Source organism: Streptomyces sp. NPDC002867 (assembly GCF_053591895.1).
Genome location: NZ_JBSFUR010000003.1, coordinates 238,249 through 258,404, shown reverse-complemented (window position 1 = coordinate 258,404; position 20,156 = coordinate 238,249). Strand labels below are relative to the sequence as shown.

Sequence of the window (20,156 nt, the reverse complement as noted above, 5' to 3'; positions counted from 1 at the left end):
AGAAACATCACAGGTGATCCACAGGGACCACACGGGACGCACCAGCCCCCGTGGGCGCGCAAGTTGACATCGCGTCAGGACGCGCGTCCGAAACGAGACAGGCACCCCTCTTGACGTTTAGGTTAGCTTTACCTTATTCATAGGTCGTTCACAGGTTCCTCCGCGGCACCGCTACGCCGCTCGCTCCCTGACGACGCGACGTGCGGCGGCGGAAGCGAGCCATGCAGGAAGGCATCCCATGCGACGCCCCTTGGTCCGACGTCTCGCCGCGGTCGCCGCGGCAGCCGTACTCGCTTCCCTGGTCGCGGGCTGCGGCAGCGACGAAGACGACGCCGGGCTCGTGATCTACTCCGGTCGCAACGAGAAGCTCGTGAAGCCGCTGCTCGAGGACCTGGAGAAGGCCATCGGCACCACGGTCGCCGTCCGCTACGGCGACAGTGCCGAACTGTCGGCGCAGATCCTCGAAGAGGGTGACAAGACCAAGGCGGGTCTGTTCTTCTCCCAGGACGCCGGTGCTCTCGGAGCCCTCTCCACGCAGGGCCGGCTGCAGAAGCTGCCGCAGGCTTCGCTCGACCGGGTCGAGGCGGCGTTCCGCGGTGGCAACGGCGACTGGGTGGGCACGTCCGGGCGCGTGCGCGTCATCGCGTACAACCCGGGCAAGGTGGCCAAGGCCCCGGACAGCGTCCACGAACTGACGAAGCCCGAGTGGAAGCGCAAGGTCGGATACGTCCCCACCAACGCCTCGTTCCAGTCCTTCGTGACCGGGATGCGCGTCCTGGAGGGCGACGACGCCACCCGTGCGTGGCTCAAGGGTCTCAAGGCCAACGACGCCAAGGTGTACGAGAACAACCTCAAGGTGCTCGAGGCCGTCGGCGAGGGTGAGGTCTCCCTCGGCCTGGTCAACCACTACTACTGGTACGAGCAGGTCGCCGAGAAGGGCGAGGACAAGGTCGGCGCGAAGATCCACTTCCTGCCGGGCGGTGACCCGGGCGCGCTCGTCAACGCGGCGGGCGTCGGCATCCTCAAGGGCAGCAAGCAGGCACCGGTCGCGCAGAAGGCGGTGGACTTCCTCCTCTCGAAGCAGGCGCAGACCTACTTCGCCGAGGAGACCAAGGAGTACCCGCTGGCCGCCGGGGTCACCAGCACGGTGAAGGGCCTGCCTCCCCTGAAGTCGCTGGAGTCGCCGAAGATCGACCTCGGCAAGCTGGATTCGCTTCAGGAGACCCTGAAGATGCTCCAGGACGTCGGGATGGTCTGAGTCGGCGTGCCCACCACGAAACCTTCCGTTCCGACGGATTCCGTCGCGCGGCCGGCCGGTCCTCTCCGGCCGGCCGGGCGACGCCCGCGTGCCGCGGGCGGCCCCGGGCGCAGACCGCCCGCCGCTCTCGTCGTCCCGGCCGCCGTCGCAGCGCTGTTCGCGCTCCTGCCACTCGGCTACCTCGCGGTGCGCGCACTCGACCGCGGACCGGCCTTCGCCTGGGACGTCGTCGCCGACCAGCGCACAGCGCTTCTGCTCGGCCGCAGTCTGGGACTCGCCGCCGTCGTCGTGACGGTGTGTCTGGTGCTGGGTGTGTCCCTGGCGTGGCTGACCGTGCGCACGCGCCTGCCGGGTGCCAGGGCCTGGTCGGTGCTGGTGACCCTGCCGCTGGCGGTGCCCAGTTACGTCGCGGCGTTCGCCTGGCTGTCCGCGTTCCCCGCACTCGCCGGGTTCACGGGCTCCGCACTGGCCCTCACGCTGGTGAGCTTCCCGTACGTCTACCTGCCCGTCACCGCCGCTCTGCGCGGCATCGATCCCGCGCAGGAGGAGGTGGCCCGCTCGCTCGGGACCGGGCCGCTGCGTACCTTCGTGCGGGTCACACTGCCGCAGGTGCGCCCCGCGGCGGCAGGCGGCTCGGTGCTGGTCGCCCTGTACGTGCTGTCCGACTTCGGTGCCGTGTCGCTCATGCGGTACGACACCTTCACCCGCGGCATCTATACGTCCTACCGGGCCAGCTTCGACCGCACCCCGGCCGCCGCGCTGAGTGTGGTCCTCGTGATCATGACGGTCGCACTCGTCGCCGCGGAGGCACGCACCCGAGGACGCGCCGGTCATGCCAGAACCGGCACCGGCACGGCGCGTCCGGCCGTCCCCGTGCCGCTCGGTCCCTGGCGGGCGCCCGCGCTCGCCTGGTGCGCCGCGGTCACCGCGGTCACCGTCGTCACTCCGCTGGCGGCACTCGCCTACTGGCTGGCCGTCGGCAACTCCGCGACCTGGGATCCCACGGGCCTGCTCGACACCGCCGGCACGACGCTGGCGGTCGGCGCCGCGGGCGCGGCACTCACGACCCTGCTCGCCCTGCCGGTCGGGGTCGTCGCCGCCCGCCACCGGGGCCGGACCGCGTCTCTGCTCGAACAGTCCGCGTACGCGGGCCACGCCCTGCCGGGCATCACCGTCGCCCTGTCGCTGGTCTTCTTCGCCGTCCGCTACGCCGAGCCCCTCTACCAGGAACTGCCGCTGCTGGTCGGCGCGTACGCCGTGCTGTTCCTGCCGGTCGCGGTGGCGGCCACCCGCGCCGCGGTGCTCCAGGCCCCGCCCGTTCTGGAGGACGTGGCCCGCTCGCTCGGCCGCGGCCCCCTCCGGGTCCTGCGCGAGGTCACCGTGCCGCTGGCCGCTCCCGGCGTCGCGGCGGGAGCCGCCCTGACCTTCGTGGTCTGTATGAAGGAACTGCCCGCCACCCTGCTGCTGCGCCCCACCGGTATGGACACCCTGGCCACACGGCTCTGGACGGAGACCGGGACCGGCTCCTTCGCCGCGGCCGCCCCTTACGCCGCCACGCTGATTCTGCTGGCTGCCGTCCCCTCGTACCTCCTCGGGAGGCACCGCACATGACCGACCTTCAGATCACCGGCGTGTCCAAGGCGTACGACCGGGAAACCGGTGCGCCTGTCCTCGACGGCCTGGACCTCACCGTCCCGGGCGGCGCGTTCGCGGCCGTACTCGGACCCTCGGGCTGCGGGAAGACCACGTTGCTGAGGATCGTCGCCGGGTTCCTGCGCGCCGACGCAGGCACCGTCACGGTCGGCGGACGCATCCTCACGGCACCGGGCACCCATGTGCCGCCGGAGCACCGTCGGGTCGGCATCGTCCCGCAGGAGGGCGCGCTGTTCCCGCACCTGACCGTGGCGCGCAACGTCGCCTTCGGCCTGTCCGGGCTGGACCGCACGGCCCGAAGGCGGCGTACGGAGGAGATGCTGGATCTGGTCGGCCTCGGCGGATACGGCGACCGCATGCCGCACGAGCTCTCCGGCGGCCAGCAGCAGCGCATCGCGCTCGCCCGCGCACTGGCGCCGGAACCGGAACTGGTCCTGCTCGACGAACCGTTCAACGCCCTCGACAGTGCCCTGCGGGCCGGTGTCCGGACGGATGTCCGCGCCGCCCTGAGGGCGACCGGCGCCACCGCGCTCCTGGTCACCCACGACCAGCAGGAAGCCCTCTCCACGGCCGATCTCGTCGCCGTCGTGCGGGGCGGCAGGGTCGCCCAGTGCGACACCCCCCAGGAGCTCTACCGCAGCCCGGCGGACCCCTGGGTGGCCGGCTTCGTCGGCGACGCCGTGCTGCTGCCGGGCACGGCGGACGACGGCTGCGCCGAGACGCCACTCGGTCGACTCCCCCTCTCCTGCGCGCCCGGCTCGCCGGCCGGCACCGTGGTGCTGCGTCCGGAACAACTCCGGCTCACCGCACCGGAGTCGGCAGCAGCCCGGGGCACGGTGTCGCAGGTCGACTTCTACGGCCACGACGCCATGATCACCGTGGACGTGGACGGCCTCGACGAGCCGGTGGAGGTACGCGTGTCGGGGCCGGTCGCCGTGCGTCCCGGGGACCGTGCGGGCATCCGTGTCACGGGCGAGGCAAGCCTGCTGACCTGACGCGGTCGCCCCCGCCGGCGCGGTGGCCCGACGGAGCGGGCACTGGTTCGCGGGCCGACCGGTCAGCGCGCCGGCTGCGCGAACCGCTCGAACGCCCCGTACATCGCCGTGCGCATCGCGGCACTGCCCAGGTGTCCGGAGTCCTCGACGACCACCAGTTCCGCACCGGGCCAGGCACCGGCGAGTTCCCAGGCCGTGTCGAGCGGCCCGCTCATGTCGAGGCGGCCGTGGATCAGGACGCCGGGGATGCCCGCCAGACGCCCCGCGTCCCGGATCAGCCTGCCTTCCTCCAGCCAGGCCCCGTGGGCGAAGTAGTGCGAACAGATCCGCACGAACGCCAGCCTGGCCGGGGACGGCCTGTCGCCGTACGGGTTGGGCCGGCCCTGGGGCTCCGCCGAGACGACCGCGTCCTCCCAGGCGCACCAGTCCGCCGCCGCCTTGGCGCGCACGTCCGGGTCGGGGTTCTCCATGAGGCGCGCGTAGGCCCCGACGAGGTCGCCGTCCCGGTCGGCCTCGGGAACTCCGTCCCGGAAACGCTCCCACGCCTCGGGGAAGAACCGGCCCACACCCCGGTAGAGCCAGTCGATCTCGTAGCGCCGGGTGCTGGTGACGGCGACGAGGACGATCTCCGACACCCGCTCGGGATACCGCTCGGCGTACGCGAGACTGAGCGTGGACCCCCACGAGCCGCCGAAGAGCAACCACCGCTCGACGCCCAGGTGTTCCCGCAGCCGCTCCATGTCGGCGATCAGGTGCCCGGTGGTGTTGAGCCCCATGTCCGTGGCGGGATCGCTCGCGTGGGGTGTGCTGCGGCCGCACCCGCGCTGATCGAAGAGGATGATCCGGTACCGCTCCGGGTCGAACGACCTGCGCGAGCCCTCCGTGCAGCCCGAACCGGGTCCGCCGTGGACGACGAGGGCGGGCTTGCCCGCCGGGTTGCCGCACACTTCCCAGTAGACGAGGTTCCCGTCGCCGGTGTCGAGCATGCCGCGGTCGTAGGGTTCGATCGGAGGGTACGGCCCGGCCATGGCGTGGCTCTCCTTCGTCGCGTGCGTCGACAGGCACAAGCCGACCACACTACAAGCCGACCACTGCCCGACGGTACGGAGATTGCCGGCGCCGCCCGTCGCCCGTCGCTCGCCGGGCGGCGAGCGGCGAGCGGCGGCGCTTTCAGACGGCCCATGCCCCGTCGCGCATCAGGCGCCGACCGCGCAACTCGTGCTCGCCGTGCCATGCCTGCACCGCCCGCGGCAGCACTCTGAAGTACGCGTAGGAGCCCGCGTCTCGCCTCGGATCCCAGCCCCACTCCTCCGCGCAGGCGTCCGCCGCGGCGGCGGGTACCCCCTGCACGGTGAAGGTCTCCACCGTCCCGTCGATGAGCACGACATCGGCGGTGTCACCGAAAGCGAGCCGGGCGCGGGCGGATTCGCGCAGGTTGCGTCCGGTCGGATGGGTGATCCGGGTCGAGAGCCAGAGCGCCTCGCCGTCCCACCGGAACCACAACGGAACCAGGTGGGGCGTTCCGTCGGCACCGGCCGAGGCGATCCAGACGTCCCGCTCCCGCTCCAGCCGTTCCAGGAATCGCGCTTGCGCCGGACGGCGGTGCGGGGTTGACGGTCCATGTTCATGATCGGCAAGCTACCGGGCCCGGGAGCGGCGCACATCGGCCTCCGGTCCTGGTACCGCGGACCGAGGCCCTCTGGGGCCACCCAGCGGGGCACGTCCCGGAAGTGCCGCTGCCGGTCGTCACGGGAGGCTGATGTCGACCCGGACAGGCAGGTGATCGGAGGCGTGGGTGGGGAGGACGTCCGCTCGGCGGGCGTCGATGCCCGGGAAGACGAGGACGTAGTCGATGCGCACGTGCGGGTTCAGCGAGTCGTACGTGAACCCGTCGCCTCGCCCGGCGGCGAGCCAGGTGTCGTCGAGGTGCTTCGTGGCCGCCGCGATCTCGGTGGTGCCGGGTGCCGCGTTGAGGCCGACCAGCACGGTGGGGCGGTCGGAATCGTCGACGATGTCGTTGATCGCGTCCACCTGCGCGAGCCGTTCGGCCTGCGAGGTGTGCTGCAGATGCGTGTTCAGGAATCGCATGATGGTGCCGCGCACCATGATGTCGGCTTCCAGCAGGCCGCGCTGTTCGCCCTGTTCCGGCCGGGGCAGGAGCGTGTTGCGGGAGTCGAGGATCGGGAAGCGCGACAGAATCGCGGTCCCGTACTGGCGGCGCGGTTGGCCGGCCTGCGCCGGATCGAGGTCGAGGTTGGCCCCGTAGACCACGTGCATGTCGAGCCGATCGGCCAGCCGGCCGGCCTGGTCGACGAACTCGCTCCGTGAGGACCAGTGCCGGTCGACTTCCTGCAGACCGATGACGTCCGCACCGCTGTCCCGGACGACGTCCGCGATGCGCTCCAGGTCGAGGACATCATGGGCGTCCGCGCCGTGGTGGATGTTGTAGGTCGCGACCGTGAGGTCCCGGCTCGGTGTGGCCGCCGGCGACGTGGGCACGACGGCCGTCGACGCGAGGGTCAGCACTGCGACCATGACGGATCTGCCGAACCAACGACTCATGAAGCACCCCTGTTCCACGACGGCCTTTGAACTGGTCACTTGTTGACAGGCGTTGATGAACATGTCCGCATACCGGCGGAATCACGGCCGTCTCCCGAGGAACCCGCGGGAGACGGCTCGGCGGCGCGATGCCGATCGGGGCCGCACCCCCGCGGACGGACAGCCCGCTCGCGCGCCCCGGTTCGCTCTGCGCGTCCGGGCCGGATCACGGAGGGTGATCCGGCCCGGAGCGCCCTGGTCCGCCCACTGTCCGGCGCGGATGCCCGCCTGCGAGTCACAGGCAGCGGGTGATCCACCGCTGGAGTGCGGCGTGGGTGGTGTCGTCCAGCGTGCACAGTGCCTCGATCGCCGCCAGATCACCCGGAAGCGGCGCGATGCCCGCGGTGGTCAGCGCGGCGTGCAGGTCCAGGCGACGCCGGTCCGCCGGCTCCAGCGGCAGGGGGACGCGCCGGCCGGGGTCGGGGGCGGGCAGCACGTAGTCACCGGACTCCAGGCCGTCGTAGGAGATGTGCGTCGTCCCTGGGTCGTCGACGAGGGCTCCGGGGAAGCGGTAGTGGTCGAACGCCGAGCTCGCGACCGGAGCGATGGTGGAAGCCTGTCCGCTGTTCATGCGTACCTCCTCGGTTGTCGTGCAACTGATGAGGAGGACTGCCGGGCTGGCTCGCGCAGTTGCGGTGCGGGCTGTTTACCACCCGAATGCCCCCTATGGCATCTCGTCACATGAGAGACAAACATATGTGTGCGAGGCGCAAACGGCTCGCCGCGCCCGCGGTGTGAACCCCGCCACCCCGACGAGCTGTTAAAATGAGGGAGTTGGCCTTCGGTGCGGCAGTGCACGCGTCCGGAGGCTTTTTTCATGCCCTCTGACGCCCCCGCTCCCCCTTCGCCCTCCGTGCCCACCACCGGCTATCGCGAACTGCTACGCAACAGCGAGTTCACCGGCCTCTACTCCAGCTTCGCCTTGTCGGTGGCCGCGAGCACCGTGTCGGGCTTCGCACTCGGCACCCTGGTCGACCACGAGACAGGTTCGCCCTTCCTGACGGCCGTGAGCATGTACGGCGCCACGTTCGCGACGGTGGTCGGAGCGCTGACCCTGATGTCGGTCGCGGACGGGAGGCGGCCGCGACGGACCGTCGTCGCGCTCCAGTTCGCCTCGGTCGCGGGCGTCGCCGCGCAGGCGGTTCCGGGCCTGCCCCTGGCCGTCCGGTTCGGACTGCTGCTGGTGCTGGGGTTCTTCCAGTCGCTGGCGACCGGCACACGGCTGGGGCTGCTCGCCGAGGTCGTGCCGGCCTCCGCGTACGCTCCGGCCCGTTCGCTCATGAACATCACCTCCGGCGGCACGGCGATCCTCGGCTACGCACTCGGCGGCCCGGACACACACCGGCGAGCCGGCCGCGGGGCCACCGCGGACCGGCTCCTTCGCGTGCGGCCGGCTCAGGGCATCGGCGCGGTGACCGGTGTCCACTCCGACGGCCGTGCCGAGCACGGACCGCCCTCGTGCACGAGGAGCCGTCGCTCTGCCGGGTCCACCGCGACGGTGGCCAGCGTCGCCCATCGGGTGCCCAGCGCGCCTCCCTCCGGTGCGTGGCAGCACACCTCGGCTCCGTCGTCCCGGTGGGCCGTGAGCAGTCCGGCGAGGTCGTCGGGGCCGTCCGGGCCCGGGTGGCCGAGCACCCGCGCCGTGAGCAGGCGGTGCCGGTCGTAGGTCTCCGGCTCGCGCCGTCCCCGCAGTTCACCGGCGGCGAGGGCGGGGCCGAGGAAGTGGTTGGTGCGCACGAGCCACCCTCCGTCGTCCGGTGTGATCACCGCGGAGCCCGCCGGGCTCGTCTCGACGGACGCCGCGCGGTGGCAACCGGCGGCCTGTGGTACTTCGCCTTCAACCTCGTCTGGGTCACCCTCACCCTCGCCCTCGCCCAGCAGCCCCACTCGCTCGCCCCGTCCGAGATCGGGCTCTACAGCCTGGGCGGACTGCTCGGCTTCGCCGTCCTTCCGCTGACCGGACGGCTCACCGACCGCTGCACGGCCCGCACCGTGATCACCGCCGGCCTGCTGGCCGCGTCCGCCGGAACCGCTCTGTTGGCCACCGGGCTGGGCACCCCCCTGGTCACCGCGCTCGGTCTCGCCCTCTTCGACGCCGGATGCTTCGCCGCCCAGGCGGCCAACCAGAGCTGGATCATCGCCGTCGACCCCGAGCGCAGCGGCAGCCTCAGCAGCGTCTACCTGGTGCTGTACTTCATCGCCGGAGCCCTCGGCACCGCCGTCGCCGCGCCCGTGCTCGGAGCCCTCGGCTGGCGCGGCTCGTCCCTCGTCGCCTGCGCCGCCCTGCTCCTCGCCACCCTCGTATCCCGTTGCGAGCGGCCGCCGCTCACCCAACAGCCGCCCGGCGCACCGCGGAAGGCGATCAGCCCTGTGGCTCCTCCGGCCGGCTCGCGGCCTCCCGCAGCTTCCGGTCCGTGAACCCGGTACGGGTCTCGGTGCGGTGCCCGCGGGCGATGTAGTCGCGTACGACTGCTTCGACGGCGTCCTGCGGGGATCCGATCCCCGCCAGGACCATCACTTCCACGACCAGCTCGGCATCGAGACTGATGTTGACCTTGGCCACTCCGCCCCCTCTGTCCTGATCCCCTTCGGAACTCTAGTCGTCGGGAGGGCTCTGGTCTCGGCGCCGGTGGTGCGGGAGGTGCCGATCCGGCGGCCGAAGAAGCCGCGGCAGGCATACGGGCCGTCGCCTCGGGTACCCGGGGCGACGTGGAACCCACGCCCGTGGCATCCCTGACGCCGCGGGCGCACCAAGTCACCACGGAAGGACGGCATTCGATGTCGAAGGTCGAGCAGTCGATCGAGGTCGATGTACCGGTCAGCACGGCCTACAACCAATGGACCCAGTTCGAGACGTTCCCGCGCTTCATGGAGGGTGTCGAGCGGATCGAGCAGCGGACCGACACGCTCACCCACTGGGTGACCGAAATCGCGGGCGTCAAGCGCGAGTTCGACGCCCGGATCACCGAGCAGATCCCGGACGAACGCGTGGCGTGGACCACCGTCGACGGCGACGTGCGGCAGGCCGGTGTGGTCACTTTCCACCGTCTCGACGACGCGCGCACGAAGGTGATGCTGCAGATGGACTTCGACCCGGCGGGCATCACGGAGAACGTCGGCGACAAGCTGGGGTTCGTCAAGCACCGGACGTCCGGTGACCTGAGCCGCTTCAAGCAGTTCATCGAGTCCCGCGGCGTGGCCGACGGGGCCTGGCGCGGCACGGTCTGACGTCCCGGGGCTGTGCCCCCGCGAGAGCGTCGCGTGAGGTGTACCGCCGGGCGGGAAACCGCCCGGCGGTACACCTGCGTGGTGACCGGGCCCCGTACGGGGCCGGCGCCTCACGCCGGTCACGCCTTCACCGCACCCGCCGTCAGGCCCTGGACGATGTGCCGGCTGGCGAAGGCGAAGAGGACCATGGTGGGCAGGATCGTCAGGACCGCCGCCGCGGACATCGAGCCCCAGTCGATGGTGAAGCTGGAGATGAAGCCGTTCAGTACCGTGGGCACGGTCTTGTTGCCGTCGCTGTTCATCAGCGTGACGGAGAGGAACAGCTCGTTCCAGCAGTTGACGAAGTTGAAGATGAAGGCCGCGACGATGCCCGGCAGCAGGACCCGGAACAGGGCGCCGAACCGTGAGCAGCCGTCGATCATGGCGGCCTCTTCAAGGGTGTCCAGGTGTTCACCATGCCCGAAGGACCGGCGTTCAAGCGCGCGAGCGACGAGGACCACCGGGCGATCGTCACCGCGCCGGCCAACCGCGACCCGGCCGCGGCCGCGGCCGCGAACGCGGCGGCCGCCCACGTCGCGCGCACGGAGCGCTGGCTCCACACGTACCGGCCGCCCATCGTGAGGACGCCGTGCACCACGAGCGCTGACGCACACCTGCGCCAAAGGCACGGGTACCAGGGGCAGTTGCCCGAGCGCGTTCTGTGGGCATCTCCTTCTTCATGACCGATCGAAGAAGCACGGGGAACAACGACCTGTTACCACCTCCCGCCACCCCGCGGGGTGATGTCGCGTGAGGAGGTATCTCGGGCGGGTGCGGATGGCCGAGCCGAAGGTCTCGGCTGCCGAGGAGGAACTGTTCGGGGGGCCGCTCCGGTACGACATGGGCTGGTCCGAACACGAGCGGGCCGCGCTGGACCTGACCATGGTCACGGCCATCCGCGCCATGCCGCGGCTGGTGTTCGGGACGCTGCGCCGGGCCTGGCGCGCGGACCGGCCGTCGCTGCTGGGCGTCGGCATCAGCGAGGTCGGGCAGGGTGTCGCCGCGGCGGTGACCCTGCTGGCGGTCAATGCGGTGATGCACGCCCTGCTCGGCTCCGGCGACCCGGTCGACCGGCTGCGCGCGGCGCTGCCCGCCCTGATCACCGCGGCGGCCGTCGCCGTGGTCAACGCCGGCCTGGCGGGCTGGTCCACGTCCCGGGCCGGGCGCCTGGAGCCGCTCGTGGAGCGGATGGCCACCACCGAGTACCTGGCGGCGGCCACCGCCGTGGAGCTGGAGGCGATCGAGGACCCGGCGTTCCGCCGCCTGATCGACGTGGCACAGTACGGGGCCGCCTCCGCCCGGCGCATGATCGGGGCCTGCGTCGCCGCGCTCAACGGCACGATCGCCCTGATCGCCACGGCCGGCGTCCTGACGGTCCTGCACCCTGCCCTGCTGCCGATGCTGCTGCTGATCGCGGCGCCGCGCGGGTGGGGCGCGATGCGGGTGGCCCAGGAGCGGTACGTGTCGGTGATGACGTGGGTCGAGCACGTACGCGCCGGCCGCCTGATCGGCAGTCTCCTGACCGAGCGCACCGCGGCCCAGGAGGTGCGGATCCATGCCGTCGGCGCGTTCCTCCTGGACCGCTACCGCGACATGGCCGAGAGCGCCGAGGCCGAACAGAGGCGGCTCGCCGACGACAAGGCGGTCACCGAACTGGTGGCCGCGGCGCTCTCCGGCGTGGCCATGGCCGGTACGTACGCCGTGATGGGGTGGCTCATCGTGGCCGGGCACATGGAACTCGCGGTCGCGGGCACCGCCGTGATCGCCGTCCGGTCGGGCTCGGCGAGCCTGGGTGCGCTCGTCATGAACGTCAACCAGCTGCACGAGGAGTCCCTGTACGTCCAGGACCACGACCGGTTCCTCGTCGAGGCGGCTCGGCACGCCATCCCCCGGGGCGGAGCGTGTGTGCCCGCGCGGGTGGACGGCATCGTCCTGGACAAGGTCTGCTACCGCTACCCCGACCGGGACGAACCGGCGCTGGAGTACGTGTCGCTGTCCGTCCCGATGGGGTCCGTGATCGCGGTGGTGGGCGAGAACGGGTCCGGCAAGAGCACCTTGATGAAGATCCTCGCGGGGCTGCTGCTGCCGCACTCCGGGTCCGTTCGCTGGGGTGGTGCGGAACTGGCCGGGCTCGACCGCGCGCAGGTCTTCGAGCGGGTCTGCCTGCTGACGCAGGACTTCCAGCGCTGGCCGGTGACGGCCGCGATGAACATCCGGATCGGGCGCCCCCAGCGGGACGCCACCGACGAGGAGTTGGAGCCGTCGGTCGGCTATGCCGGCGCCTCGCCGGTCGTCGCGAGGCTTCCCCACGGCCTGCGCACGCTGCTGGCCCGGGTGTTCCGCGGCGCCTCGGAGATCAGCGGCGGCGAATGGCAGAAGATCGGCCTGGCCCGCACCCACTGGCGGGCCGGGACCAGCGGCGCCGACAGCGTCCTGATCGTCGACGAGCCGACCTCCGCGCTGGACCCGGAGGCGGAGATCGAGGCGTTCGAGCGCATCCGCCGTCTCGCGGGCCCCCGGCGAGCCGTCGTCCTGGTCACCCACCGCATGTCCGGCGTCCGGCACGCCGACACGATCTACGTCCTCGGCCAGGGCCGCATGGTCGAGCACGGCAGCCATGACGAGCTGATGGCCGCGAACGGGCGCTACGCCGCCATGTTCCGCACCCAGGCGGCCCAGTACGCCCCGGCCGGCAGCCGTACGGTCCCCCGGCCCGGGGCACCGGCCGACGCGTGACGCCACGGACCAGCGCATCGGCCGGACGGGCCGGCGCGTGTACCCCAGGGGTGCACGCGCCGCCTGGCGTACCTCGGTGTGGTGACGCCCTGGCTCCGGAAGGCGCGGCGCGGTGCCGGTCGTTCACGCGGCCGCGGCGGGAGCCGGGGCGAGTTCGGCCAGGCCGAACAGGAGGGCGTAGCCGCGGGGCAGTTCGGCGAGGATGCGGCGGGTGAGGTCCTCGCCGGCGTGCTCGGCGACGAGCGTCAGGACCGTGCTGGTGGCCCAGCGCGCCTCGGGACGGCTGAGGGGAGCGAGGCGCGCGGCGACGGCGTCGACGAAGCCGGGTGCGCTGAGCGGCTGGGTCAGCGGGATCTGACGACTGATCACCGCAGCCGCTTCCTCGGGCAGCAGGCCCGCCAGTTCACAGCGTTCGTCACTGCTGACGTGTCCGCCCAGGACAGTCAGCACCGCGCGCAGAACGCGTTCGGCTTCGGCGCCGGTGGCATACCGGCCCGAGTACCGCACCTGCTGGACGAGTTGCTGCCAGTGCACGTTGGTGGTCCTTTCCTGACAGGCAGTCCGGACACCGCGGAGCAACGGTGCGGGCTGCGTGACGAACACGGTCGGTCGAGTCGGTGGTGCCAAGCGCTTCACCGCGCCCACATTTTTACATGTCGTCCAAACGACGACAAGAGCGATGTCAACCATCGGCTGACAAGGCGCTGTAAGCGGCGCGCCGGACGCCTCGCCGCCGTCAGAGCCCCAGCAGCTCCGGGTCCCACGCGAAGACCGTCTGGTCCCCCGCCCCGAGCTTCTGCTCGGACCAGATGACCTTGCCGCCGGCGGTGTAACGGGTGCCCCAGCGCTCGGCGTACTGGGCGACGAGGTACAGGCCGCGGCCGCCCTCGTCGGTCGTCGTCGCGTAGCGCAGATGGGGTGCGCTGCGGCCCGCATCGGACACCTCGCAGATGAGCGTCCGGTCGAGCAGCAGACGGACCCGGATCGGTGGGCCGCCGTAGCGGATGGCGTTGGTGACCAGTTCGCTGAGGATCAGTTCCGCGGCGAAGGCCTCCTCGTCCAGGCCCTGGTCCGCGAGCCAGCGGCCGACGTCCCTGCGGACGACGGAGACCGCGGCGGGATCGGGTTCCACGTCCCACTCCCCCACGTGCGCCGGGTCCAGCCTGCGAGTGGTGGCCACGAGCAGGGCCACGTCGTCCCCCGGCGGGGTGACCAGCATCGCCGCGATCAGGTCCGCGCACGTCTCCTCCGCGGACCGTTCGCCGCTCGCGAGCACGCGGCGCATCATGGCGAGACCGGTGTCGAATTCCCGCTCGCGGGACTCGACCAGACCGTCCGTGAACAGCACCAGCCGACTCCCCTCGGGAACCCGCAGCTCCTGGGCCTCGAACAGCAGCCCTCCGAGGCCGAGCGGCGGCCCGGCGGGCACGTCCGGCGCCTCCACGGTGCCGTCGGGCAGCGCCAGCAGGGGCCCCGGGTGTCCTGCCCTGGCCACCGTGCAGGTCCCTGCCGCCGGATCGTAGATCGCGTACAGGCAGGTGGCCCCCGTGACGGCCGTGCCGGCCCCTTCGGCGGACTCTCCCTGGTCGATCCTCGACACCAGCTCGTCCAGGCGCGCGAGCAGTTCGTCGGGCGGCAGATCCAGGCCGGCGAAGTTGTGCACGGCGGTGCGCAGCCGTCCCATCGTCGCGGCCGCGTGCAGGCCGTGTCCGACCACGTCCCCCACGACGAGCGCCACGCGCGCACCGGGCAGCGGGATCACATCGAACCAGTCGCCGCCGACTCCGGCCCGGGCGGGCAGATACCGGGACGCCACGTCCAGCGCGCTCTGCTCGGGCAGGGCGCCGGGCAGCAGACTGCGCTGCAGCGTCACGGCGAGGCCGTGCTCGCGCGTGTAGCGGCGGGCGTTGTCGACGCACACCGCCGCCCGTGCCACCAGTTCCTCCGCGAACGACAGATCGTCCTGGTCGAACGGGAGCGGATTCCGCACGCGCCAGAAGTTCGCCATCCCGAGGACGACACCGCGGGCGTGCAGGGGTACGCAGATCAGGGAGTGGGCGCCGTACTCGAGGATCCTCGCCGCCTGCTCGGGGTCCTGCTCCCGCCAGCCCCGCGCGGTGGTCACGTCGGGAACCAGCAGGGAACGGCCGCTGCTCATCCCCACGACCCGGGGATCCGCGGGGACGAATCCCATGTCCCGGCCGGCGGGATGGAAGGGGTGGTCCGCACCCGCCCCCGCGATGGCCGTGCGGCGCATGTCGATCACCGGACCGGTCTCCTCCTCCGCTCCCGGCTCCTCCCCGCCCAGTACGGGCGCGGCGAGGTCGACCGTCACGACGTCGGCGAAGCGCGGGGTCGCCACTTCCGTCAGTTCCTCCGCGGTGTGGGTCACGTCCAGCGTCGTGCCGATGCGTGCACTGGCCTCGTAGAGCAGGAGCAGCCGCTCGCGTACCTCTTCGGCGCGGCCCGCCAGGGCGGTCAGCTCCGTGGTGTCCCGCAGAGTGGCCACCGTTCCGGCAGCCTGCCCTCCCGCGGCCGTGGGACGCAGGTTGACGGCCAGCAGCCGGCCCCCCGCCGCCCGTACCTCGTCCGACGCCGCCCGGCCGGAGGCGAGCAGCTCGGCGGTCGCGGCGTCCAGGCCCAGGTCCGTCACCGTCCTGCCCTCCGCGTCCGGGGGCAGGTCGAGCAGCCGGCGCGCCTCGTCGTTGGCGAGCAGCAGGCTCCCGTCACTGCCGATGATCAGCACGCCTTCGCGCACGGAGTGGAGCACCGCGTCGTGGTGCTCGTACAGCCGCGTCATCTCGGCCGGGCCGAGACCATGCGTCTGACGCCGCAGACGCCGGCTGACCAGCGCCGCGCCGGCGGCGGTGAGGACGAGCGCGGCCGCGGCGGCGGCCAGCAGCACGGGCACGTCACGGTTGGCCAGCGCGTTGACGTTCTCGACCGTGATCCCCGCGGAGACGAGTCCGACGACGGTGCCGTCGGGCCGCTGGACGGGCACGACGGAGTTCACGGACGGTCCACGGCTCCCGGTGAACGTGCTCGTGAAGCCACGGCCCTCGACCGCCTCCTTGTACGGACCGATGATGTGTTTCCCGATCAACGACGGGTCGGGATGGGTGTAGCGGATGCCGTTGCGGTCGGAGACGACGACGTATTCGACGCCGGTGCTCTTCCGGGTCTCCTCCGCGAACGGCTGCAGAATCGCGGTGGGATCGGGGCTCTCCAGCGCCGCGACGATGCCCGGGGAGTGGGCGAACGCCTCGGCGACGCTGAACGAGCGTGTCCGCGCGTCCTGCGTACCGGCGCGCCGGCCCTGCAGCACGAGCGACACCGCCGCCGCGGTGACGAGCAGCACCACGATCGCCAACTGCAGAAGAAACACCTGCCCGGCGACCGTGTGCACGCCGAACAGGGAACGTGAGCGCCGTCCCGGCCGGGAGACCGACGACTGGGAGGCCGATGGCCGGATCCCTGCCGTATTTCGGCCAAAGGCACCCATGAACTCTTTCTACCACCGAAATCCGGACCGGGATCGGGCGGCCGTCGCACGGCTCCTCCTGCCCGAAGACGCGTCGTTCCTCCGCCGCCCGTGTCCTCGCTACCCTGGGACCACGGGGCGCCAGTGACAGGAGGCAGGTCATGGCAGGCGGCCGGCGTTTCCACCTCGATCAGGACGGCCACTCCGTCACGGTGCAGCTCCGGGGCGCACGCCCCGAGGTCGAGGTGCTGGTGGACGGCAAAGTGGTGGCCTGCCGAAGGGGACGGGTCAAGACCACCACGGCGCTCGAGGCCGAACTGCCCGGGGATCCGCCCCGGCCGTTCCGCATCCTGATCGCCCCTGGGGAAGGTCCCGAAGAGACGCCCCAGTGCATGATGGAGAGCGCCGGAGCGCGCTACCTGATGCCGCTCGTCCCCCTGCTCAGCCCTGGACGGCCCCCGCAGTCCGGCCCGTCGCCCACCCTGCTCGTGCGGCGCCGGCTCCGCAGACTGCTGCACCGGCGGGCGGGACGCCGCTAGCGCGTTCCCCGTGCGCGTGCAGGCGGACCGTGCTCGGACTTCCGCCGGACGCGAAGGGGCTGCTCAGGCTGGTGGAGACCGGCCCTGCGGGGCACGCTGGGAAGTGCACCGGATACGGGCACCACGCTCGCGTGAAGGGAACTCGGGATGATCCAGATCGCCGATATCCGTGAGTGGCGCAGCCACAACGTCGTCGACCCGGGCGGTCGCAGGATCGGCGCGCTGGAAGCGATCTACGTCGACACCAGCACGGACGAGCCCGCCATGGCCACCGTCCAGATCGGTCTGCCCACCCGGCAGCGCCTGGTCTTCGTCCCCCTGGACGGCGCGGTCGTGGGACCGGGATACGTCAAGGTCGGCTACGACAGGGCGCTGGTGAAGAAGTGCCCCGCCATCGGCACGGACGACGTGCTGCCCGCCGAGGACGAGCCCGCGGTGTTCGCGCACTACGGCCTCGCCTACCGGCCGGGCGCCAACGGTGAGCGCCAGCTCGCCCGCCGCTGAACGCCAGGGAGAGGGGTCTGCGTCATGACGCTCTTCCTGGCACTCGTCATCGCGGCGATCGTGCTGGGCATCATCGGTGCCGTAGCCGAAGGACTGTTGTACCTGCTCGTCATCGGGATCGTGGTGTTTGTGGGCGCTCTCGTCCACCTCGCCCTGCACTGGCGGCGCTCCGCCCGGCGCCCGACCCGCTGAGTCCGCGGGACGACCGCGCTCACATGGTGTCCTCCGGCGGTTCCTCGAGCAGTTGATCGGCCACTCTTCGTGCGTCCACCAGGAGCGACCCGTACAGGGCCATCCACTCGGGACCGCCGGCGCCTTTCGTCGCCAGCAGTTCGCGCAGACGCCGCTGTGCCGCGTGGACCTCGTCGACCGCCTGGCGCAGACGCAGCCGCGCCGACCTGTCGTCGCCGGTGACGAGTTCCCCGTAGACCTCGACCGCGGCCGCGACGTCGTGCAGGAACCGCGTGTACAGCGCCGTCACCCCTTCTTCCGGCCGCGGCCTGCCGGTGCGGTCGTCCGACGCCTCCATCAGGGTGCGCGTCAGGTCGCTGAGGTAGTCGCTGAGCTGTTCCAGCACGTGGACGGTATGGGTGAACGAGCCGTGCCGGCGCCGCAGTTCCGCGCGGTTGCGCCGGTCCGGGTTGAGCCAGGTGCTCTCCCTTCCGCGGTCGAGGGCGGATCGCGCCTGCCTGATGAGGGAGAAGAGACGGCGTGCCCGCTCGTCCCAGTCGCGGGCCTCCCGGTGGCCCCAGGAACCGTGCAGCCCGTCGGCGACAGCGGTCAGCGTCTGCGTCGCCTCGTCGATCACCGCCCCTACGGCCGCCTGGGTGCTCCGCAGATGCACCGGGGGCAGGACGAGCATGTTCACGCCCACGCCCACCGCCGCTCCGAGCAGCGACTCCAGCAGCCGCGCGGTCGCCGCGTCGACGCTCGGGTCGCCGGAGGTCAGCACGAACAGCGCCGCGGTGGCGCCGTAGATGCCCTGGTCGCCCAGTCTCGGCCAGTTGCCCAGCAGCAGGGTGACGGGCAGCACGACGGCCATGGCCGGCGTCGGGCTGCCCAGCGTCATCCCGCCGGCGGTGGCCAGGACCGTGCCCACCGCGATGGCACCCAGCTGTTGCAGGGCCTGGGCGACGGACTGGTACACCGTCGAGCGCACCAGGACGATCGCCACCCAGGGGGCGATGAACGGCAGCGGGGCCTGCAGCAGCCGGCCGGCGATCATCCAGGCGATGAGTGCGGCGAGGCCCGCCTTGAGCGACTGGAGCACCAGATCGCGCTCACGTCCCGGCCGGCCCCAGGCGAGGCGCACCGCGCGCCCCGCCGACCGGGCCTCCTGCCGCACCGCTTCCGCCACACGCAGTCGTCGCACCATGTCGGTGCATGTGCCACGGAACCCCGACCCCCACACCCGTGCCACGGGGCGGCGGGTCAGGCCAGGGAGACCAGGTCCCGGTACTCCTCGCTCCACAGGTCCTCGTCCGCGTCCGGCAGCAGCAGTACGCGGTCGGGCCGCAGAGCGTCGATGGCGCCCTCGTCGTGGGTGACCATCACGATGGCTCCGGGATAGGAGCCGACCGCGGCCACGACCTCGCCGCGGGAGGCCGGATCGAGGTTGTTGGTCGGCTCGTCGAGCAGCAGTACGTTCGCGCCGGAGTGGACGAGCCCGGCCAGGGCCAGGCGGGTCTTCTCGCCGCCGGACAGCACCGCGGCGGGCTTGTCGGCGTCGTCTCCGGAGAACAGGAACGCCCCCAGCACCCGCCGCAGTTCACCGTCGGTCAGATGGGCGGCGGCGCCGGCCAGGTTCTCCCGCACCGTGCGGTCCCGGGCGAGGGTGTCGTGCTCCTGGGCGAAGTAGCCGATCCGCAGACCGTGCCCGTGCACCACGCGGCCCGCGTCCGGTTCCTCCGCGCCGGCCAGGATGCGCAGGAGGGTGGTCTTGCCGGCGCCGTTGAGGCCGAGGACCACCAGGCGGCTGCCCCGGTCCACGGCCAGGTCCACACCGGTGAGGACCCGGTGGTCGCCGTACGACTTGGTCAGGCCGACGGCTCCCAGCGGCATCCGGCCGCACGGTTCCGGCTCCGGCAGCCGGATCCTCGCGACCTTCTCCGCCCGCCGGACCGGTTCGAGCCCGGCCAGCATGCGGTCGGCGCGCCGCGCCATGTTCTTCGCCACCACCGCGGTGGCCACCCGGGCCTTCATCCTGTCCGCCTGGGCGTGGAGGGCCACGGCCTTGCGCTCGGCGTTGGCCCGCTCGCGGGTGCGGCGCCGCTCGTCCGCCGCGCGCTGTGCGAGGTACGCGTTCCAGCCGGTGTTGTGGACGTCGATGGTGGCGCGGTCCGCGTCCAGGTGGAACACCCGGTTGACGACGTCGGCGAGCAGGGCGGTGTCGTGGCTGACGACCACGAGTCCGCCCTTGCGGCCCTGGAGGAAGGAGCGCAGCCAGCCGACGGAGTCGGCATCGAGATGGTTGGTCGGCTCGTCGAGGAGCAGGGTGCCGTCGTGGCCGGAGAACAGGATCCGCGCCAGTTCGACCCGGCGCCGCTGCCCGCCGGACAGCGTGCCCACCGGGTCGCCCATGACCCGGTCGGGCAGACCGAGCCCCGCCGCCACCCGGGCGGCCTCGGCCTCCGCGGCATACCCGCCGCCGGCCTGGAAAGCGGCCTCGGCACGGGCATAGGTGCGCATCGCCCGCTCCAGCTCGGCGGGTCCGCCTGCCCGGGCCATCGCGGCCTCGGCCGCGCGGAGCCGCCGCAGGGTCCGGTCGAGGCCACGGGCCGAGAGGATCCGGTCGGTGACGGTGACCGCCGGGTCGGCGGCGCGGGAGTCCTGTGCGAGGTAGCCGACCGGGCCGGTGACGGTGACCGTGCCGCCGGCGGGTTCGGTGTGCCCGGCGAGGGCGGTCATCAGGGTCGTCTTGCCGGCGCCGTTGCGGCCGACCAGGCCGATGCGGTCGCCGGGAGAGACGGTGAGGGAGATGTCGGAGAGGAGCAGGCGGGCGCCCGCACGCAGCTCGACACCACGAATGGTGATCATGAATGTACGCTCCGGAACAGCGAAAGGACACACTTCTGGCGCGGAAGCGGGTCCTCGGCTAGGAAATGCGGGGCGTAGACATGCGG

The 20,156-nt window shown here is 72.1% G+C and carries 22 protein-coding genes; 10 read left to right on the top strand and 12 right to left on the bottom strand.

The annotated features are described in order from the left end of the window. Positions 1 to 238 precede the first annotated feature (238 nt). The 3 genes from ACWD0A_RS04290 to ACWD0A_RS04280 are packed head-to-tail and all read left to right on the top strand — an operon-like array spanning position 239 to position 3,906. Positions 239 to 1,258 carry an iron ABC transporter substrate-binding protein gene (locus tag ACWD0A_RS04290; protein ID WP_451294472.1) on the top strand — a complete coding sequence of 340 codons (1,020 nt, stop codon included), beginning with the start codon at positions 239 to 241 and terminating at the stop codon, positions 1,256 to 1,258. A 6-nt stretch (positions 1,259 to 1,264) separates the two neighbouring features. Then, positions 1,265 to 2,869: an ABC transporter permease gene (locus ACWD0A_RS04285; RefSeq protein WP_451294470.1), complete on the top strand. Its 1,605-nt coding sequence runs from the start codon at positions 1,265 to 1,267 to the stop codon at positions 2,867 to 2,869. Further along, positions 2,866 to 3,906 (top strand): ABC transporter ATP-binding protein, encoded by a 1,041-nt coding sequence (locus ACWD0A_RS04280; RefSeq protein ID WP_451294468.1) that lies wholly within the window; start codon positions 2,866 to 2,868, stop codon positions 3,904 to 3,906. Before ACWD0A_RS04285 ends, ACWD0A_RS04280 begins: the two co-directional genes overlap by 4 nt. Positions 3,907 to 3,968: 62 nt before the next feature. On the opposite strand, the gene pip is transcribed toward ACWD0A_RS04280, so the two are convergent. From pip to ACWD0A_RS04250, 6 genes are all read right to left on the bottom strand, one after another. Further along, positions 3,969 to 4,934: a prolyl aminopeptidase gene (pip, locus tag ACWD0A_RS04275; protein WP_451294466.1), complete on the bottom strand. Its 966-nt coding sequence runs from the start codon at positions 4,932 to 4,934 to the stop codon at positions 3,969 to 3,971. 142 nt (positions 4,935 to 5,076) lie between these two features. Beyond that, complete coding sequence (locus tag ACWD0A_RS04270; protein ID WP_451294591.1) at positions 5,077 to 5,451, bottom strand: pyridoxamine 5'-phosphate oxidase family protein; 375 nt, start codon at positions 5,449 to 5,451, stop codon at positions 5,077 to 5,079. Between the two features lie 201 nt (positions 5,452 to 5,652). Continuing rightward, entirely contained in the window at positions 5,653 to 6,468 is an 816-nt protein-coding gene (locus ACWD0A_RS04265; protein ID WP_451294464.1) for an endonuclease/exonuclease/phosphatase family protein, read from the bottom strand. A 274-nt stretch (positions 6,469 to 6,742) separates the two neighbouring features. After that, on the bottom strand, positions 6,743 to 7,078 hold the full coding sequence (locus tag ACWD0A_RS04260) for a hypothetical protein (RefSeq protein WP_307717215.1): 336 nt from the start codon (positions 7,076 to 7,078) through the stop codon (positions 6,743 to 6,745). 335 nt (positions 7,079 to 7,413) lie between these two features. Beyond that, the gene (locus tag ACWD0A_RS04255; RefSeq protein ID WP_451294462.1) at positions 7,414 to 7,788 is read right to left on the bottom strand and encodes a hypothetical protein; all 375 of its coding nucleotides are present in this window, start codon (positions 7,786 to 7,788) and stop codon (positions 7,414 to 7,416) included. Between the two features lie 114 nt (positions 7,789 to 7,902). Then, the gene (locus ACWD0A_RS04250) at positions 7,903 to 8,244 is read right to left on the bottom strand and encodes a hypothetical protein (protein ID WP_451294460.1); all 342 of its coding nucleotides are present in this window, start codon (positions 8,242 to 8,244) and stop codon (positions 7,903 to 7,905) included. 69 nt (positions 8,245 to 8,313) lie between these two features. On the opposite strand from ACWD0A_RS04250, the gene ACWD0A_RS04245 reads away from it, so the two are divergent. After that, complete coding sequence (locus ACWD0A_RS04245; RefSeq protein WP_451294458.1) at positions 8,314 to 8,925, top strand: MFS transporter; 612 nt, start codon at positions 8,314 to 8,316, stop codon at positions 8,923 to 8,925. Here ACWD0A_RS04245 and ACWD0A_RS04240 read toward each other — a convergent pair. Next, entirely contained in the window at positions 8,870 to 9,070 is a 201-nt protein-coding gene (locus tag ACWD0A_RS04240; protein ID WP_451294456.1) for a type II toxin-antitoxin system VapB family antitoxin, read from the bottom strand. The genes ACWD0A_RS04245 and ACWD0A_RS04240 overlap by 56 nt on opposite strands. Positions 9,071 to 9,285: 215 nt before the next feature. Here ACWD0A_RS04240 and ACWD0A_RS04235 point away from each other — a divergent pair, with 215 nt between their 5' ends. Beyond that, positions 9,286 to 9,735 carry an SRPBCC family protein gene (locus ACWD0A_RS04235; RefSeq protein ID WP_307717197.1) on the top strand — a complete coding sequence of 150 codons (450 nt, stop codon included), beginning with the start codon at positions 9,286 to 9,288 and terminating at the stop codon, positions 9,733 to 9,735. Between the two features lie 119 nt (positions 9,736 to 9,854). Here ACWD0A_RS04235 and ACWD0A_RS04230 read toward each other — a convergent pair whose 3' ends face one another. Continuing rightward, positions 9,855 to 10,157 carry a hypothetical protein gene (locus tag ACWD0A_RS04230; RefSeq protein ID WP_451294454.1) on the bottom strand — a complete coding sequence of 101 codons (303 nt, stop codon included), beginning with the start codon at positions 10,155 to 10,157 and terminating at the stop codon, positions 9,855 to 9,857. A gap of 33 nt (positions 10,158 to 10,190) precedes the next feature. Here ACWD0A_RS04230 and ACWD0A_RS04225 point away from each other — a divergent pair, with 33 nt between their 5' ends. Both ACWD0A_RS04225 and ACWD0A_RS04220 read left to right on the top strand, forming a co-directional pair. Then, positions 10,191 to 10,457 carry a hypothetical protein gene (locus ACWD0A_RS04225; RefSeq protein ID WP_451294452.1) on the top strand — a complete coding sequence of 89 codons (267 nt, stop codon included), beginning with the start codon at positions 10,191 to 10,193 and terminating at the stop codon, positions 10,455 to 10,457. Positions 10,458 to 10,551: 94 nt separating this feature from the next. Next, positions 10,552 to 12,510, top strand: a complete 1,959-nt coding sequence (locus ACWD0A_RS04220) for an ABC transporter ATP-binding protein (protein ID WP_451294589.1) — start codon at positions 10,552 to 10,554, stop codon at positions 12,508 to 12,510. 123 nt (positions 12,511 to 12,633) lie between these two features. On the opposite strand, the gene ACWD0A_RS04215 is transcribed toward ACWD0A_RS04220, so the two are convergent. Together ACWD0A_RS04215 and ACWD0A_RS04210 are read right to left on the bottom strand one after the other, a co-directional pair. Continuing rightward, complete coding sequence (locus ACWD0A_RS04215) at positions 12,634 to 13,044, bottom strand: DUF2267 domain-containing protein (RefSeq protein ID WP_451294450.1); 411 nt, start codon at positions 13,042 to 13,044, stop codon at positions 12,634 to 12,636. A 202-nt stretch (positions 13,045 to 13,246) separates the two neighbouring features. Further along, on the bottom strand, positions 13,247 to 15,925 hold the full coding sequence (locus ACWD0A_RS04210) for a SpoIIE family protein phosphatase (protein ID WP_451294587.1): 2,679 nt from the start codon (positions 15,923 to 15,925) through the stop codon (positions 13,247 to 13,249). Positions 15,926 to 16,152: 227 nt separating this feature from the next. Here ACWD0A_RS04210 and ACWD0A_RS04205 point away from each other — a divergent pair, with 227 nt between their 5' ends. From ACWD0A_RS04205 to ACWD0A_RS04195, 3 genes are all read left to right on the top strand, one after another. Beyond that, positions 16,153 to 16,530: a hypothetical protein gene (locus ACWD0A_RS04205; RefSeq protein ID WP_451294448.1), complete on the top strand. Its 378-nt coding sequence runs from the start codon at positions 16,153 to 16,155 to the stop codon at positions 16,528 to 16,530. Between the two features lie 147 nt (positions 16,531 to 16,677). Then, a complete protein-coding gene (locus ACWD0A_RS04200) occupies positions 16,678 to 17,034 on the top strand; it encodes a PRC-barrel domain-containing protein (RefSeq protein WP_451294446.1) in 357 nt (118 codons plus the stop codon). 24 nt (positions 17,035 to 17,058) lie between these two features. Further along, positions 17,059 to 17,226: a hypothetical protein gene (locus ACWD0A_RS04195; protein ID WP_451294444.1), complete on the top strand. Its 168-nt coding sequence runs from the start codon at positions 17,059 to 17,061 to the stop codon at positions 17,224 to 17,226. A 19-nt stretch (positions 17,227 to 17,245) separates the two neighbouring features. On the opposite strand, the gene ACWD0A_RS04190 is transcribed toward ACWD0A_RS04195, so the two are convergent. Beyond that, positions 17,246 to 18,409 (bottom strand): FUSC family protein, encoded by a 1,164-nt coding sequence (locus ACWD0A_RS04190; protein ID WP_451294442.1) that lies wholly within the window; start codon positions 18,407 to 18,409, stop codon positions 17,246 to 17,248. Between the two features lie 56 nt (positions 18,410 to 18,465). After that, positions 18,466 to 20,070 (bottom strand): ABC-F family ATP-binding cassette domain-containing protein, encoded by a 1,605-nt coding sequence (locus tag ACWD0A_RS04185; RefSeq protein ID WP_451294440.1) that lies wholly within the window; start codon positions 20,068 to 20,070, stop codon positions 18,466 to 18,468. Positions 20,071 to 20,156: the final 86 nt, after the last annotated feature.

Excerpts from the sequence above, each read along its gene's own strand:
- ACWD0A_RS04290 (WP_451294472.1), top strand. The coding sequence starts at position 239 with ATGCGACGCCCCTTGGTCCGACGTCTCGCCGCGGTCGCCGCGGCAGCC.
- ACWD0A_RS04280 (WP_451294468.1), top strand. The coding sequence starts at position 2,866 with ATGACCGACCTTCAGATCACCGGCGTGTCCAAGGCGTACGACCGGGAA.
- pip (WP_451294466.1), bottom strand. The coding sequence starts at position 4,934 with ATGGCCGGGCCGTACCCTCCGATCGAACCCTACGACCGCGGCATGCTC.
- ACWD0A_RS04265 (WP_451294464.1), bottom strand. The coding sequence starts at position 6,468 with ATGAGTCGTTGGTTCGGCAGATCCGTCATGGTCGCAGTGCTGACCCTC.
- ACWD0A_RS04260 (WP_307717215.1), bottom strand. The coding sequence starts at position 7,078 with ATGAACAGCGGACAGGCTTCCACCATCGCTCCGGTCGCGAGCTCGGCG.
- ACWD0A_RS04255 (WP_451294462.1), bottom strand. The coding sequence starts at position 7,788 with ATGAGCGAACGGGCCGGAGCGTACGCGGAGGCCGGCACGACCTCGGCG.
- ACWD0A_RS04235 (WP_307717197.1), top strand. The coding sequence starts at position 9,286 with ATGTCGAAGGTCGAGCAGTCGATCGAGGTCGATGTACCGGTCAGCACG.
- ACWD0A_RS04230 (WP_451294454.1), bottom strand. The coding sequence starts at position 10,157 with ATGATCGACGGCTGCTCACGGTTCGGCGCCCTGTTCCGGGTCCTGCTG.
- ACWD0A_RS04225 (WP_451294452.1), top strand. The coding sequence starts at position 10,191 with ATGCCCGAAGGACCGGCGTTCAAGCGCGCGAGCGACGAGGACCACCGG.
- ACWD0A_RS04220 (WP_451294589.1), top strand. The coding sequence starts at position 10,552 with ATGGCCGAGCCGAAGGTCTCGGCTGCCGAGGAGGAACTGTTCGGGGGG.
- ACWD0A_RS04205 (WP_451294448.1), top strand. The coding sequence starts at position 16,153 with ATGGCAGGCGGCCGGCGTTTCCACCTCGATCAGGACGGCCACTCCGTC.
- ACWD0A_RS04200 (WP_451294446.1), top strand. The coding sequence starts at position 16,678 with ATGATCCAGATCGCCGATATCCGTGAGTGGCGCAGCCACAACGTCGTC.
- ACWD0A_RS04195 (WP_451294444.1), top strand. The coding sequence starts at position 17,059 with ATGACGCTCTTCCTGGCACTCGTCATCGCGGCGATCGTGCTGGGCATC.
- ACWD0A_RS04190 (WP_451294442.1), bottom strand. The coding sequence starts at position 18,409 with ATGGTGCGACGACTGCGTGTGGCGGAAGCGGTGCGGCAGGAGGCCCGG.
- ACWD0A_RS04185 (WP_451294440.1), bottom strand. The coding sequence starts at position 20,070 with ATGATCACCATTCGTGGTGTCGAGCTGCGTGCGGGCGCCCGCCTGCTC.